Origin of the sequence: Flavobacterium hungaricum (assembly GCF_015182285.1) — a bacterium.
Lineage (GTDB): Bacteria > Bacteroidota > Bacteroidia > Flavobacteriales > Flavobacteriaceae > Flavobacterium > Flavobacterium hungaricum.
The window spans coordinates 491,208-506,913 of sequence record NZ_PRDM01000005.1; the positions used below are offsets into that span (position 1 = coordinate 491,208).

At 34.8% G+C, this 15,706-nt stretch carries 16 protein-coding genes and 1 pseudogene; 4 read left to right on the forward strand and 13 right to left on the reverse strand.

The features are described 5' to 3' along the window. Window positions 1–13: 13 nt before the first annotated feature. The 13 genes and pseudogenes from hemB to hemA all read right to left on the reverse strand — a co-directional run bounded on the left by hemB (window position 14) and on the right by hemA (window position 11,078). Complete coding sequence (hemB, locus tag C4F50_RS21530; RefSeq protein ID WP_194140707.1) at window positions 14–1,009, reverse strand: porphobilinogen synthase; 996 nt, start codon at window positions 1,007–1,009, stop codon at window positions 14–16. Between the two features lie 413 nt (window positions 1,010–1,422). After that, window positions 1,423–2,313 carry a fructose bisphosphate aldolase gene (locus C4F50_RS21535; RefSeq protein WP_194140708.1) on the reverse strand — a complete coding sequence of 297 codons (891 nt, stop codon included), beginning with the start codon at window positions 2,311–2,313 and terminating at the stop codon, window positions 1,423–1,425. Window positions 2,314–2,397: 84 nt separating this feature from the next. Next, window positions 2,398–3,336 carry a DUF4421 family protein gene (locus C4F50_RS21540; protein ID WP_194140709.1) on the reverse strand — a complete coding sequence of 313 codons (939 nt, stop codon included), beginning with the start codon at window positions 3,334–3,336 and terminating at the stop codon, window positions 2,398–2,400. 95 nt (window positions 3,337–3,431) lie between these two features. After that, window positions 3,432–3,890: an IS200/IS605 family transposase gene (gene tnpA, locus C4F50_RS21545; protein ID WP_194140710.1), complete on the reverse strand. Its 459-nt coding sequence runs from the start codon at window positions 3,888–3,890 to the stop codon at window positions 3,432–3,434. Between the two features lie 390 nt (window positions 3,891–4,280). Continuing rightward, the gene (locus C4F50_RS21550) at window positions 4,281–4,499 is read right to left on the reverse strand and encodes a hypothetical protein (protein WP_194140784.1); all 219 of its coding nucleotides are present in this window, start codon (window positions 4,497–4,499) and stop codon (window positions 4,281–4,283) included. Window positions 4,500–4,664: 165 nt separating this feature from the next. Further along, window positions 4,665–4,757, reverse strand: a pseudogene (locus C4F50_RS25740) (oxygen-dependent coproporphyrinogen oxidase); the annotation flags it as partial. Between the two features lie 282 nt (window positions 4,758–5,039). Continuing rightward, complete coding sequence (gene hemF, locus C4F50_RS21555; RefSeq protein WP_194140711.1) at window positions 5,040–5,954, reverse strand: oxygen-dependent coproporphyrinogen oxidase; 915 nt, start codon at window positions 5,952–5,954, stop codon at window positions 5,040–5,042. Window positions 5,955–5,959: 5 nt separating this feature from the next. After that, window positions 5,960–6,340, reverse strand: a complete 381-nt coding sequence (locus C4F50_RS21560) for a hypothetical protein (RefSeq protein ID WP_194140712.1) — start codon at window positions 6,338–6,340, stop codon at window positions 5,960–5,962. 125 nt (window positions 6,341–6,465) lie between these two features. Further along, window positions 6,466–7,491 carry a uroporphyrinogen decarboxylase gene (hemE, locus tag C4F50_RS21565; protein WP_194140713.1) on the reverse strand — a complete coding sequence of 342 codons (1,026 nt, stop codon included), beginning with the start codon at window positions 7,489–7,491 and terminating at the stop codon, window positions 6,466–6,468. Window positions 7,492–7,541: 50 nt separating this feature from the next. Then, window positions 7,542–8,219, reverse strand: a complete 678-nt coding sequence (locus tag C4F50_RS21570) for a uroporphyrinogen-III synthase (RefSeq protein ID WP_194140714.1) — start codon at window positions 8,217–8,219, stop codon at window positions 7,542–7,544. After that, entirely contained in the window at window positions 8,219–9,142 is a 924-nt protein-coding gene (hemC, locus tag C4F50_RS21575) for a hydroxymethylbilane synthase (protein ID WP_194140715.1), read from the reverse strand. Before hemC ends, C4F50_RS21570 begins: the two co-directional genes overlap by 1 nt. A gap of 101 nt (window positions 9,143–9,243) precedes the next feature. Continuing rightward, window positions 9,244–9,648, reverse strand: coding sequence for a GxxExxY protein (locus tag C4F50_RS21580; RefSeq protein ID WP_194140716.1), 405 nt, complete (start codon window positions 9,646–9,648; stop codon window positions 9,244–9,246). A 179-nt stretch (window positions 9,649–9,827) separates the two neighbouring features. Further along, window positions 9,828–11,078: a glutamyl-tRNA reductase gene (hemA, locus tag C4F50_RS21585; RefSeq protein ID WP_194140717.1), complete on the reverse strand. Its 1,251-nt coding sequence runs from the start codon at window positions 11,076–11,078 to the stop codon at window positions 9,828–9,830. Between the two features lie 226 nt (window positions 11,079–11,304). Between hemA and C4F50_RS21590 the strand changes: the two genes are divergently transcribed. The 4 genes from C4F50_RS21590 to C4F50_RS21605 all read left to right on the forward strand — a co-directional run bounded on the left by C4F50_RS21590 (window position 11,305) and on the right by C4F50_RS21605 (window position 15,706). Next, window positions 11,305–12,180: a helix-turn-helix domain-containing protein gene (locus C4F50_RS21590; protein WP_194140718.1), complete on the forward strand. Its 876-nt coding sequence runs from the start codon at window positions 11,305–11,307 to the stop codon at window positions 12,178–12,180. 345 nt (window positions 12,181–12,525) lie between these two features. Then, window positions 12,526–13,539: a ferrochelatase gene (gene hemH / locus C4F50_RS21595; RefSeq protein ID WP_194140719.1), complete on the forward strand. Its 1,014-nt coding sequence runs from the start codon at window positions 12,526–12,528 to the stop codon at window positions 13,537–13,539. 68 nt (window positions 13,540–13,607) lie between these two features. Continuing rightward, window positions 13,608–14,156, forward strand: a complete 549-nt coding sequence (locus tag C4F50_RS21600; protein WP_194140720.1) for a CopD family protein — start codon at window positions 13,608–13,610, stop codon at window positions 14,154–14,156. Between the two features lie 134 nt (window positions 14,157–14,290). Continuing rightward, the gene (locus tag C4F50_RS21605) at window positions 14,291–15,706 is read left to right on the forward strand and encodes an ATP-binding protein (RefSeq protein WP_194140782.1); all 1,416 of its coding nucleotides are present in this window, start codon (window positions 14,291–14,293) and stop codon (window positions 15,704–15,706) included.

Consider the following 15,706-nt stretch of genomic DNA (forward strand, 5'->3'; position numbering starts at 1 on the left):
TTTTATTTCATTATTATTTATTTAAAAGAATAGCGGCTTCTTTAGCAAAATAAGTAGAAATCAAACTAGCACCAGCACGTTTGATACACATTAACTGTTCCATCATAATCTTGTCATTGTCCAGCCATCCTCTTTCGGCTGCCGCTTTGATCATTGCATATTCTCCAGAAACGTGATAAACTGTTACTGGAACGTTTACTGCATTTTTTATTTCGCGGACAATATCTAAATAAGCAATTCCTGGTTTAACCATTACCATATCAGCTCCTTCTTCAACATCGTATAAAGTTTCTTTAATAGCCTCTATGCGGTTGGCATAATCCATTTGATACGTTTTTTTATCTTTTGGAACCACAACGTCAGCTTCTTTTGGAGCTGAATCTAAAGCATCTCTAAACGGCCCGTAAAATGCCGAAGCGTATTTTGCTGAGTAACTCATGATCCCCACATTGTGATATCCAGCAGCATCAAGACCTTCGCGAAGGCGTAAAATTCTTCCGTCCATCATATCGCTTGGCGCCACAAAATCGGCTCCCGCCTCTGCATGCGAAACAGCCATTTTTACCAAAGCCTCTACAGTGCTGTCATTTTCTACATCTCCATTTTTAATGATTCCGTCATGACCATAAATCGAATAGGGGTCTAAAGCAACATCCGGCATTACAATCATTTCTGGACATGCCGCTTTTATAGCACGAATTGCCTGCTGCATTAATCCGTCTTTGTTCCAGGCTTCTTTTCCGGTATTGTCTTTTAACTCTTCGCTGACTTTAACATAGATATTCACAGCGCGGATTCCTAATCCGAAGATTTCTTTTACTTCTTCAACAGTTAAATCAATTGACCTGCGGTAAATACCAGGCATCGAAGGAATTTCGACTTTATAATTTTCGCCTTCAGCAATAAACATTGGAAACATAAAATCTGTTGGACTTAAACTTGTTTCACGAACTAAAGAACGAATAGATTCATTTACTCTTAACCTTCTGCCTCTGTGTAATGGGAACATATGAATTTTAGATTTTCGTTTTTAGATTCCTCATTGAAAATTGGAATCTAAAAACCTGTTATTGTTTTTTATTTTTGAGGATTGCTTTTGTAAAATTTTAAGCGTTGCAAAGTTAAGCAAAAAGGAACAAAACTAGACTTTTAGCCCTTTGTAGAAACCGTTAATATTATCTAAAATTTTGTAGTTTTTTTCATAATTTAAAAACAAAATCCCCGAAATGAACTTTTGGGGATTTTTACATCATTGTTGTAATTATTTTAAGAACCAAATTCTAAAGATTAGAACGCGGCTAAAACAGATTTGCTTTGTAAAAACGTAATTTTCACAGATTCTTAAAAAACCGTCAAATCTGCATCAAATAGTCTTTTTTGAATCAAGCGAAGAATAAAGAAAGTAATGATACTTAACGAATTTTACACAATAGAAGCATCGTATATCCCTTTTATAGAATCGCTTAATTGATTATTAAACTCCGCATCAGATTGAGCTGCGCTTAATCCTTCTGATAAGGCTCTGGAGAAACTGGCAATCAATCCGTGATTTTCCGAAAGCTTATGATTGGCTTCTTCTCGAGAATAACCTCCCGAAAGTGCTACAACACGCACAACATGAGGATCAGACATGAGATCGCTGTAAAAATTATTTACTGTCGGAATAGAAAGTTTGAGCATTACTTTCACATCTTGATCCAATAAATTGAGCTGTTTCTGGATTTCTTCTTTTAAAATCTGCTCTGATTTTTCTTTATCAGCACTATAAATATCAACTTCTGGCTCAATGATCGGCACAAATCCTTTTGCAAAAATCTGCAAACCAACTTTAAATTGTTGTTCTACAACTTCGCGAATTCCATCTCTATTGGCTTCTTTAATCACAGAACGCATTTTGGTTCCAAATACATTTCGTTCTACGGCACGGTTTAATAATTCATCCAAATTAGCGATTGGTTTCATCAATTGCACGCCATTTGCAAGATCGGCCAAACCTTTATCCACTTTTAAAAATGGAATAATATGCTTTTTCTCCCAGAGATAATCTGCTGTCCATTGACCGTCAATTTTACGATCCATCGTATTTTCAAACAAAATGGCTCCTAAAATATATTGGTTGTCAAAAGCGGGACTTTTTATAATTCTGGTTCTCATTTCATGCACCAGCGTATACATATCTTCTTCATTTGTATAACTGTTTTCCAGAATGCCATATTGCGATAATGCCTTTGGAGTACTGCCGCCGCTTTGATCAAGCGCTGCAATAAAACCTTTTCCAGAATGCATGAGATTTAATTGTTCTGTATTTTTCATAACAATGAATTTTAGTATTTTATAAATCTCTGTAATTTAAGCATTTTTTACTAAAACTTAATCTTTAAAGGGATTTAAGAATCTTTACAATCCAATTTTCTCATTGACTTTATCGTAAACTTCTTTTACTTTTTTTGGAGGGTCAAATCGATAACCGGCAGAAAGTTTTAAAGTAACAATGTTATCGTCTAATCTGGGATTGACCTTTTCGTCCTGAGCAAAACTGACTGTATTAAGGCTGATAAATCCAAAAAAACGATCATTATTGTACGCCAATTTTAAATTAAAATCTGCCTGATATAAGGCCGATGTGTCGCCGTCAATATCGTTTATCCCGGCTCCCAAAGCAACTCCGGCACCAATTAAAACCCGATCACTGATTACAAAGTTGTAAAAATAAGAAGGCGCCAAAGTAAGAACATACAAATCTCCAGGCGAAGAATCGGGAGTATTTAAGTCCAAATTGGTATAATAAAAGGAAAGGGTCGGAATAAAACTTCCGGAACTTTTGGTCTGCCATTCGTTTTGGCTTACCAATGTTTTAAAAGAGAATTTATCATTAAAAACATATGCTGTCGATCCGCCAATTTTAGTCGTACGCATATTGGGCAGTTGTGCAGTGAAATTATCGTCGCTGATGTAAAATCCTTTTTGATTGATAAAAGTAAACGACTGCATCCATTTTTTATAGTAAAAACGGGTATTAAAATTAAAATGCTTCGAATTAGAATCGCCTTTGTTCCCGCTTAGAAATTTTGGTGCAAAACCAAGCGTTATATCAATGATTTTATAATTCAAATTAAAACCAATCTGTTCCCTTCGATTCGGAATAAGATTTACATATATCTTTGGATCCTGGTCGTCTGAAGCAATCTGAAAACTATTTGAAGTATCTAAATAATAAGCACTGACGGTAATTTTATCATTGTATGATTTAAAATAGGGATTTTGCAAAGAATCGTTTTGAGCAAAACACCAAAAAAAACTAAACAAGAATACTATATTGATTAATTTTAAATTCATCTGCAAAGTCAGTTTATATTTGCTCCAGCGGAGCAAAATATTTATAGCAATTGAATTGCCTAAATAGTTTAAAGCTCCATAGGAGCGATATATTATTAAACGTCTTCAAAAAGATATTCATTTCTAAAATCAATATTGAATAATTTTAAAAATGCAGTATATTCTTCGCTGAATGTTTTGGTTTTATGATGTTCTTCTTGATTTTCAATGTATTTTATAACATTGTTCAATTGTGAATGTCCATATGAAAACGCACCAAAACCTGTCTGCCATTCAAATTTTCCATTCATCCATTTTTGTTCGTTTATGAATTTGGATGAACTTGACTTAATATCCCTAACTAAATCAGATAATGAAATATTGGGTTTTATACCAACTAAGATATGAATATGATCTGGCATTCCGTTAATTGCGATCAATTTTTGTTTTTGATTGGTAATAATTCCTGTGATATATTTATAAATCTCATCTTTCTTGTTTCTTGAGATTAAATTTTGTCTCCCCTTTACAGCAAAAACAATTTGAATATATAATTGAGAATAAGTATTTGCCACGATTTAGTAAAATTATTAATGAGATAAAGCTAAATAATAATTTTTAAATGTAAGATAAATATTTCTTTTTTATTATAAAAAATTAGATATATCACCCCTCTGGGGCTTATTTGGGTTTGAATAATTTTTTGCTATAAATATTATGCCTCTTTGGGGCTTTTATAGATAGAAATAAATTATTTCTATAAATATTTCGCTCCTATGGAGCTTTATATAGCTAACAAATTTAGCCTAAAGTAAGTTCCAGCGAGACCATTTATTTTATAGAAAAATTATCGGATATTCTTCAAAAGCTCCATAGGAGCGAAATATTTATAGAAATGAATTGACGAAAAAAGTTTTAAGCTCCATCGGAGCGGCATATTTATAATATAAATTCGAATTTAAATATTAAACCCAGTCAATTGGATTTTCTAAAACCTTTATCAATTTTTCTTCTTCACTTCCCGCTTCAGGGTGATGATCACAAACCCATTTCATTTCACATGAGGGGGAAGACTTGTTTTTTTTATGCATGATAACTATGCCGCCCCTCTGGGGCTTTGTGTAGAACGCAAACAAATTAAGCTGTAAATATTTTGCTCCTCCGGAGCTTTTTATAGCTAACAAATTTAGCCTAAAGTAAGTTCCAGCTAGACCATTTATTTTATAGAAAATTATCAGATATTCTTCAAAAGCTCCATAGGAGCGAAATATTTATAGAAATGAATTGACGAAAAAAGTTTTAAGCTCCATCGGAGCGGCATATTTATAATATAAATTCGGATGTAAATATTAAACCCAGTCAATTGGATTTTCTAAAACCTTTAATTTTTCTTCTTCACTTCCCGCTTCAGGGTGATGATCGTAAACCCATTGCACATGAGGGGAAGACTTGTTTTTTTTGCATGATAACTATGCCGCCCCCCTGGGGATTTGTGGGTACGACGCAAACAAATTATGCTATAAATATTTTGCTCCTCCGGAGCTTTTATAGCTAACAAATTTAGCCTAAAGTAAGTTCCAGCTAGAACATTTATTTTATAGAAAAATTATCGGATATTCTTCAAAAGCTCCAGCGGAGCGAAATATTTATAGAAATGAATTGCCGAAAAAAGTTTTAAGCTCCATCGGAGCGGCATATTTATAATATAAATTCGGATGTAAATATTAAACCCAGTCAATTGGATTTTCTAAAACCTTTATTAATTTTTCTTCTTCGCTTCCCGCTTCGGGGTGATGATCATAAACCCATTGCACATGAGGAGGAAGACTCATCAGGATACTTTCAATTCTTCCGTTTGTTTTTAAACCGAACAAAGTGCCTTTGTCATGAACCAGATTAAACTCCACATAACGGCCTCGGCGAATTTCCTGCCACGTTCTGTTTTCTGGAGTATATTCAAGATTTTTTCGTCTTTCGACAATCGGAACATAAGCTTCAAGGAAACTATTACCTACTTCGGTTACAAAGTTGTACCAATCTCCCATCGACATTTGTTCGTTTGCTTTGCAGTAATCAAAGAACAAACCGCCAAGACCTCTGGCTTCGTTTCTGTGCGCATTCCAAAAATACGAATCGCATTGTTTTTTATATTTCGGATAAAACTCTGGATTGTGTTTATCGCAGGCTGTTTTGCAGGTTTGATGAAAGTGTTTCGCATCTTCTTCAAACAAATAATAAGGCGTTAAATCTTGTCCGCCTCCAAACCATTGCTGAATAACCTTTCCTGATTCATCATACATTTCGAAGTATCGCCAATTGGCGTGCACGGTAGGAACCATCGGGCTTTTCGGGTGAATAACCAAACTTAATCCGCAGGCAAAGAAATCGGCTTCTCCCACACCAAACATCTTTTGCATCGTTTCTGGAAGTTTTCCATGAACGGCAGAAATGTTGACACCGCCTTTTTCGAAAACTCCCGAGCCTTCGGGACCGTTTTCGATAACGCGGGTTCTCCCTCCTCCGCCTTCTGGACGTTTCCAAAGATCTTCACGGAATTTTGCAGTTCCGTCAACAGCTTCTAATCCAGCGCAGATTTGGTCTTGTAAATTTTGTATGTAAGCGTAAAATTTATCTTTCATCGTAATTATTTTTTGGCTTTCGCCGAAACAATTTTAGTATTTATCCCAAAGGAAAAAACTTTACTTTCTTGCTGAATGTATTGGTAAACAGTCAAAGCTTTATCTTCAAAATTGTAGTTTTCAATTTTTGAAAAATCCATCAAGAAATCTGCAAACTGTTCTAATTGTTCCCAGTCGAAATGAAGACGAACCAACAAATCGATTAAATCTTCATTGGAATAATCAACTAAAGTTTCCGTACTTAATGCGAATTCTTTTAGTTGATTTTCAATTTCTGCTATTTGCAAGTGATCCAAAGGATAAGGAATATAAACAAGAGTTCGTAACGTTTTGAGAACGTTATCAATTCTTATTTTTTCTTCATCTCTTAAGCCTTTGTTAAGCATGGTTTTATTGATTTCCTGCAAGGTTTTCAAAACCTTGTAGGTCTGTGATCTTAAAATTATAAATCCTATACCTGCAAGGTTTTGAAAACCTTACAGGAAAGTAAAATACGACTGAAAACTGATTACTAATTCCCGTATTCCTTCACCGCGTCAATAAACGCTTTTGCGTGATCTACTGGGATATTTGGTAGAATTCCGTGCCCAAGGTTCACGATATATTTATCTTTTCCGAATTCGTCGATCATTTGGTGAACCATTTTCTTAATTGTCGGGATTGGAGAAAGTAGTCTTGACGGATCAAAATTTCCTTGTAATGTAATGTTTCCACCAGACAAATAACGAGCATTTCTAGCAGAACAAGTCCAATCTACTCCAAGTGCAGAAGCACGGCTTTTTCCCATTTCACCAAGAGCAAACCAACATCCTTTTCCAAAAACAATTACGGGAGTAATATCTGCAAGAGCATCCACAATCTGATTAATGTATTTCCATGAAAACTCCTGATAATCAACTGGAGAAAGCATTCCTCCCCAAGAATCAAAAATCTGAACGGCATTTACACCCGATTTTACTTTTTCTTTTAAGTATAAAATGGTTGTGTCTGTGATTTTTTGCAATAAAGTATGTGCTGCTGCTGGATTTGAAAAACAGAATCCTTTTGCAGTATCAAAACTTTTAGATCCTTTTCCTTCAACAGCATAACAAAAAATAGTCCAAGGTGAACCAGCAAAACCAATTAATGGCACCTCATCATTCAACATTTCCTTAGTCAATTTAACAGCATCAAAAACGTAACCTAATGTTTCATTCACATCTGGAACATACACTTTATGAACATCTGCCAGCGAACGAATTGGATTTGGAATTATAGGCCCTAAATTGTCTTTTAATTCTACATGAATTCCCATTGCTCGTGGAACTACCAGAATATCCGAAAATAAAATTGCCGCATCTGGTGCAATTCGTCGAATAGGCTGTACCGTAATTTCAGCAGCTAATTCTGGAGTTTCGCAACGCGTGAAAAAATCATATTTATCGCGAAGTTCTCTAAATTCTGGTAAATATCTTCCGGCTTGACGCATCATCCATACTGGCGGACGCTGTACTGTTTCTCCTTTTAACGCTTTTAAAAATAGGTCGTTCTTTAACATGTTTTTTATTTTAGTTGCAAAGCCACAAAGGGACAAAGTTGCAAAGGTTTTTATTTATATTCATTAATTACATCCTCAATTACATTTTCAACCGTTGGCTGATCTGCGATGATGATGTTTTTTGTGATTTTATGCAAAGCTTCGGCAGTGGTTTCTCCAATACAGAAACAGGTTTCTTTTTTAATTGTATTCTCTTTTAAATAACTCTCAACACCAGACGGACTAAAAAACAATAATGCATCAACAGTTGTCTTTATTTTTTGAGGCTGTAAAGAAGTGTCATAAACCTGAATTTCATTAAATTTTATTCCGGCTTCTTTTAAAGCATCTGGCAAAGTATCTCTTCTAAGATTACCGCTAAAAAATGTGAAACTTTCTTTATTGTAGATCAAAGTTATAATTTCGGCAAGATCAGAAGCGTAACCTGTGTATGCCACAACATTAAAACCATTATCGCTTAATAGCGCTTTTGTTTTTAATCCAACACAAAAAACATTTTTGTCCCGAAGTTTCGGAATAAGGTCTTTAGATTTTGGATTTGCTAAAAAACTATGAACTGCATTCTGACTTGTAAAAAGAAGATTTTCGTTGAGTTCTTTTATTTCAAAAGATTTGTTTTCGGTTTTGATGAAATCATATGCAGCAACTTCAAAACCTGCTTTTACCAATTCCTGTTTTTGAATTCCCGAAAGAACTTTTGTAGATAGTATTTGGATCGATTTTGCCATTATTTCTTTAAAGATTCTTTAATGGACTGCATCAATTCCGCTCCGCCATTGTTTAATATTTCCTGAGCCGAATGGAAACCTAATTTTTTCCATTCCGAAATGTCTACCGTTTTATCAATTTCCAGTTTTTGTTTTCCATCAACAGAAAGCAGAACACCTTGAAAATGCAGCGTATCCTCATCTTCATTATAATTGACCAAAGCTCCAATTGGCGCGGTACAACCGCCTTCAAGCGTTCTTAAAAACTGACGTTCGATATACGTACAAATTTCAGTTTCGATATGATTTAACTTCGAAAGTGCATCAAGTGTATAATTATCATTTTCCATTGCCACAACCAGCATCGCTCCTTGTGCAGGTGCAGGAATCATCCAATCCAGATTGATAACATTTTCTGGTTTCAAATTAATACGTTCCAAACCAGCAGCAGCAAAAACGGCTCCGTCCCAATTATTATCCTGCAATTTCTGCATACGCGTATTGACATTACCGCGTAAATCAACTACAGTATGATTAGGATATTTATTAAACCATTGTGCCTGACGTCTTAAACTTCCTGTTGCAATAGTACTCGGATTAGCAAAATCAGGATTTCCTTTGTGAACCAAAATATCCAAAACATTGGCTCTTTCTAAAACTGCCGCCTGAACAATTCCTTTTGGCAAAGCCGTAGGAACGTCTTTCATAGAATGCACTGCAATATCAATATCGCCGTTAATCATAGCAATATCAAGAGTTTTGGTAAAAATTCCGGTAATGCCCAATTCATAAAGCGGTTTGTCCAAGATAATATCACCCTGCGATTTAACCGCAACAATTGAGGTTTTATACCCTAAATCGTTCAATTGTTTTTCGACAGTATGTGCCTGCCAAAGTGCCAATTCGCTATCGCGCGTTCCAATTCTGATTGTTTTTTCAGCCATGTTTTAATTTTTAACCATTAAGATATTAAGGTAATTAAGCTTTTCTTTGTCAAAGAACATTAAACTTAACTTCTTTAATATAGTACTGGTTCAAATTTTATTTAATCTATTAATCTTGCAAAATAATCATTCACAAGTGGTTTCATTGATTTTGTAATGTTTGTTGTGTTGAAATTTATCAATAGTCCTTGAGGCCTTTGCAGTAATTTCATATATGTCAATAATTGGGCTTCGTGAATGGGCAATAAATTTTCTATTGCTTTTAATTCCACAACAACACAATTATTTACAAGCAAATCAATTCTTAAATCAGATTCTAATTCAAGATCATAATAATCTATTTTGACAACTAATTGTTGCTTAACGTCGTATCCGTTTTGTTCTAATTCGTATTTGAGGCACTGTTCATAAATGCTTTCTAAAAGTCCAGGTCCTAAAGCTTTATGCACTTTTATCGCAAAACCTGTAATTTCATAAGCCAATTGTGTAACCTCTTTTTTTGTCATAGAACTTATTTTCACCCTTAAGCTATTAAGCTAATTAAGCTTTTGTTCAAGAATAGCTTGGCTTAATTTTCTTGACAAAGCTTGGACTTAATTTCCTTAATATCTTAATGGTTTAATTTTTATTAAGTATTGCTGCTACAAATTTTAACTTTCTTAATATCTTAATGGTAAAATTTAATCTAAGATGCTTTTATTTTGAAGACTTTTTCGATCCATTCGATGCTTTCATCGACCATGGTGTCGTCGTCTTTTAAATGATTGGCAAAATGTGTAGTGATTTTTTGGATGATTCTATTGCTGATGATTTCGGCTTGAGCTTCATTAAAATCTGCAATTTTTTTACTTTGAAAATCCAGTTCTGACATTTTTATTGCGTTTAATTTTTCTTTTAGCGCATTGATTGTCGGAGCAAATTTTCTGCCTTTCATCCAAATTGTGAATTCTTCTTTCACCTCCTCAATAATTGCTTCGGCTGCTGGAATGTGTAATTTTCTGTTTTCCAAAGTTTCATCTGTCAATTGAGACAAATAATCCATGTGGATCAACGTTACGCCTTCTAGCTCTTCTACATTTTCATTTACGTTTTTCGGAATCGATAAATCCAGAATCAACAAAGGTTTTTTAAGGTTTAAAATCGCTTTGTCAACCGTTGGGTTTTGAGCTCCTGTTGCCACAACCACAACATCGGCCTTTTGAAGTTCTAAGTGTAATTCAGAATAATCTTTAACAATCAGATTAAGTTTTCCTGCCAGTTTCTCGGCTTTGTCTTTTGTTCTGTTGATTAAAGTAATATGTTCGTTTTTAGTATGTTTTACTAAATTTTCGCAAGTGTTTCTTCCAATTTTTCCAGTTCCAAAAAGTAAAATGTTTTTGTTGCTGATGTCTTCAACATTTTTAAGAATATATTGTACCGATGCAAAAGAAACAGAAGTAGCGCCAGAGCTGATTTCAGTTTCATTTTTAATTCTTTTGCTCGCCTGAATTACCGCATTTACCAATCTTTCCATAAAAGTATTGGCTAAACCCATTGATTTTGAGTGGATAAAACTGGTTTTAATTTGAGATATAATTTCGAAATCGCCTAAAATCTGACTGTCTAAACCAGTCCCGACACGAAACATATGATTAATAGCTTCTTGATTTTTGTACACAAATCCCACTTTCTGGAAAGCGTCAACAGATCCGTTACTATTATCACAAATAAGTTTTATTAATTGAAAGGGATGTTCTGCAAAACCATAAATCTCGGTTCTGTTACAGGTTGAAGTGACAATTAAACTTTCTATTCCTTCTGTTTTAGCTTGTTCCAGCAAACGTGTTTTCGCAACTGCATCCAAACTAAATTGACCTCTGACCTCAGCATCAGCTTTTTTGTAACTCAATCCAACTGAGTAAAAATAAAGGTGTTTCGGTACGTTATTGTTTTCCATAATTCACTTTCTAAAAAGTGCAACAAAATTATTACTATACCGTTGATAAAAATAACGCTAAAAGTACTTTTTATGTCGCTCAATGTTTTTTTGGTCCTAATTAGGTGTTTTTGAGTAAAAAAGGCTACTTTTGTAGCAAAATCAACTCTTTAGAAGTGATTAGTTTAGAGCGATTCTAAATAAGATCACAACTTGGTTTTGATTTTTGTTTCAAAAAAATATCGCTATGGGTTCTCAAGAAATTATTAAAATTGAAGACGACTTTACGCTGATCCGTTTTCAAAACGACAGTTCCGAGCCATTTTTTGCACAGCATGAAATAGTCGGTACTGGTCTGATACAGTTTCACTTCGGTATAAAAGGCAATGCCAAATTCCTGTTCAATCAAGGAACTTATGCCTTGGAGCTGAAAGAAGAAAAATCACTGCTTTTATACAACCCGCAAAAAGAATTACCACTTCATTTAGAATTGGCTCCAAATTCCTGGGCGATCTCTGTAATTGTATCTATCAAGAAATTTCACGCATTATTTTCTGCCGAAGCCGATTACATTACTTTTCTAAGTGCTGACAATAAGGATAAAAAATACTACAACGAAGGAAATATCAGTCCGTCAATGGCAATTGTGCTGAGCCAGCTGTTTCATTACAATCTCCATCCATCCATCAAAAACTTGTATTACAAAGGAAAAGGATACGAATTACTGAGTTTGTATTTTAACAGAACCGAAGATCCAAACGCAGAACAATGTCCGTTCCTGATTGATGAAGACAACGTTTTGAAAATCCGAAGAGCCAAAGAAATCATCATCGCCAATATGGCCGAACCGCCGGGATTACAAGAACTGGCAGATGAAATTGGTCTGAATTTGAAGAAACTTAAAATGGGTTTCAAACAAATTTATGGCGACACCGTGTATGGTTTTCTTTTCGATTACAAAATGGATTTCGCTAGAAAGTTGTTAGACAGTGGTTCTTATAATGTGAACGAAGTGGGTTTAAAAATTGGCTACAGCACTGGAAGTCACTTTATAGCGGCTTTCAAGAAAAAGTTTGCGACAACTCCAAAAAAATATTTGATGTCGATAAATGCAAATGTTTAAGCATACTGTAAAGCCAGAGATCTAAAATCAAACGTTCCTACGGAATGTTATACTGTGTAGACATTTGAAGTTACCAACGAAATGTTCCAACAGAACATAAAAATGATGAATCTTTGGTCAAAATGTTCCGATAGGAACATCTCGTTGGTAGAAAAAAAAATTAAATGTTTTTTGCGTTCCATAGGAACGATTGATTTAAGAGAATCAATTTTATAAATAAAGACATAATTAAAAAGTAATAAATATCATATTTCTAATAAAGTACAGAACATACTTTTGTCGAAATTTAAAACAAATTAAAAGCTTAAAGCCTAAAGCTTAAGCCTAAAGCAATAAAAAACAAGAATGAAAGGCGTATTATTAGTAAACTTAGGTTCTCCGGAAAGTCCAACACCAAAAGATGTAAAACCATATTTAGACGAATTTTTAATGGATAAATACGTGATCGATGTTCCGTATTTATTAAGAGCATTGTTGGTTCGCGGTATTATTTTAAGAAAAAGACCCGAAGAATCAGCGCACGCTTATGCGAAAATATGGTGGGATGAAGGTTCTCCGTTAGTAGTACTTTCTGAAAGAATGCAGGCAAAAGTTAAGCCTCTGGTAAATGTTCCAGTTGCTTTGGCAATGCGTTACGGAACCATGACGATCGAAAAAGGACTTCAGGAATTGCATGATCAAGGCGTTACAGAAGTATTGCTTTTTCCTCTATATCCGCAATATGCAATGGCTTCTACTCTGACTATTTTAGTGAAAGCTGAAGAAATTCGTAAAAAGAAATTTCCAAACATGACTTTTACAGATGTTCCGGCATTTTACAACAAACCCGATTACATCAAGAATTTAGCAGATTCAATTCAGAAACATTTAGTTGGTTTTGATTACGATCATTTGTTGTTTTCATATCATGGAATTCCAGAGCGTCATATCCGTAAAACAGACGTAACCAAATCACATTGCAAAATAGACGGTTCTTGTTGTAATACGCCATCTCCGGCACACGACTTCTGTTACCGCCATCAATGTTATGAAACGACAAAGCAAGTCATAAAATTATTAGGACTTCCAGAAGATAAATACAGTCTGACTTTTCAATCGCGTTTAGCGGGAGACAAATGGCTGGAGCCTTACACAGATGTTGAAATCGACAATATGCCGGCAAAAGGAATCAAGAAATTAGCGGTTGTAACGCCAGCTTTCGTATCTGATTGTTTAGAAACATTGGAAGAAATCGCCATGCGCGCCAAAGAAGATTTTGAAGCAAAAGGAGGAGAAGAGTTTTTAGCAATTCCGTGTTTGAATGACGATGACGAATGGTGCCAGACGGTTTCTAATTGGATTAATGATTGGGCTAAATAATATTTGTTTCAAGTTTCAGGTTATTGAAAACTTAAAAACCTGAAACTTGAAACCTCAAACAAAAAAGTATGGACTACTATAACTACTTAAAATCACTGCATCTTATTTTTGTAGTGACTTGGTTTGCAGGTTTGTTTTACATTGTGCGTTTGTTTGTCTATCAAATAGAAGCCAATGAAAAACCTTCACCAGAAAAAGAAATTCTGCAGGCGCAATATAAAATAATGACGTATCGTTTGTGGTATATTATTACGTGGCCTTCGGCAGTTTTGGCAAGTATTTTTGCTTTTTGGATGCTGTTTTTTACAGAAGCTGGTCATGTTTGGATGAAAATGCCGTGGATGCACGTCAAACTGGTTTTCGTTTTCCTTTTGTATTTATATCACGGAAAATGCCATCAGATTTTCAAACAATTACAAAATAATGAAGTAAAATACTCGAACAATTTTATGCGTTTGTGGAATGAAGGTGCCACGATTATTTTGTTTGCTGTCGTTTTTTTAGTAGTTTTAAAAAGTGCAATCAACTGGATTTACGGCGTGATCGGAATTATTTTATTTTCGGTTTTAATCATGCTGGGATTCCGTTTTTATAAACGCATTAGAGAAAAAAAATAGTTTTTTTAGGTTCAGGTTTCAAGTTTCCAAACGCAGCCTAACCTGAAACTTGAAACCTGAAAATAATAAAACAAAAACAGATGCAGAACTTCAAAATGTCAATGCTTTCGCTTCGTACCAGGATTTTCCTGTCGATGATTGTATTGATTGTTGTAGCATCTTTTTTATTGGCTTCTATTTCTATTATTCAGTTTAAAACAGAAGCCAAAGAATACCATCAGGAAAGACTCGAAAGAAAAGAAAATGCGGTAAAAGAACACATCAATTATGTGCTTTCGACTACAACTTACCCATTAAAAACACAGAATCTGGATTTGATTTTTAAAGATAAAATCCACGAACTGGCGCAGATTCATAAAATCGAAATTAACATTTACAGCCTCGACGGAAAACTACTTAAATCTTCCAAAGAGTCTTTTGCAGTCGACAAAGTCGCGCCTCCGATTCCTGAATATATACTCAAACTCGTTCGTTCCTCAATAGAAAAACGATTTGTTGATATTAAAACTATCGATGGCGTCAAAAACAGATCTTCATACAGTTTAATAAAAGACGAAAAATTCAAACCCCTCGGCGTTTTAAACCTGCCCTATTTAGAAGATGACGGGTATTACGACAACGAATTGAATACTTTCCTGATCCGTTTAAGTCAGGTGTATTCATTTATGCTGATTGTCGCTTTTGCACTGGCTTATTTCCTTTCGACTTATATCACCAAATCATTAAAAACAATTTCGGATCGTTTAGAGGAAACCAACTTGGATCAGAAAAACGAAAAAATTGTTCTCGAAGCCAACAGCAAAGAAGTGAACTTCTTGATTAAAGCTTACAACGGCATGGTCGACAAACTGGAAAGCAGTGCCATTAAATTAGCGCAAAGCGAACGTGAAGAAGCTTGGCGTGAAATGGCCAAACAGGTTGCACACGAAATTAAAAATCCGCTTACGCCAATGCGATTAACGGTTCAGAGTTTTCAAAGGAAATTTGATCCCAACGATCCTGATGTAAAACAGAAAATGAACGATTACTCTGAAACCCTGATTCAGCAGATTGATACCATGACAGCAGTGGCTTCGGCATTTTCTAACTTTGCTTCGATGCCAGCACAGCAAAACGAAACCTTGAATGTTGTAGAGGTTGTAGAATTGGCTTTGGATATTTTTAACGAAGATTATATTGTCTTTGAAGCCGAAGAACAGGAAATCATTTCTAAAATGGACCGTACACAATTGATCCGTGTCATTACCAATCTGGTTAAAAATGCAACGCAGGCGATTCCTGAAAGTCAGTTACAAAAATCGATTTTTGTTACTGTCAAACGCCGTAATAATAATGTCGAAATCGCGGTAAAAGACAACGGAATCGGAATTCAGAAACTGGATACCGGCCGAATTTTCGAACCAAAATTTACCACCAAAACCAGCGGCATGGGCCTTGGACTCGGAATTATAAAAAACATTATCGAAAATTACAAAGGAACAATTACCTTTGAGTCAACTTACGGAAAAGGAACCACTTTTAGAGTTTCTTTACCTATCACCAACTCCTAA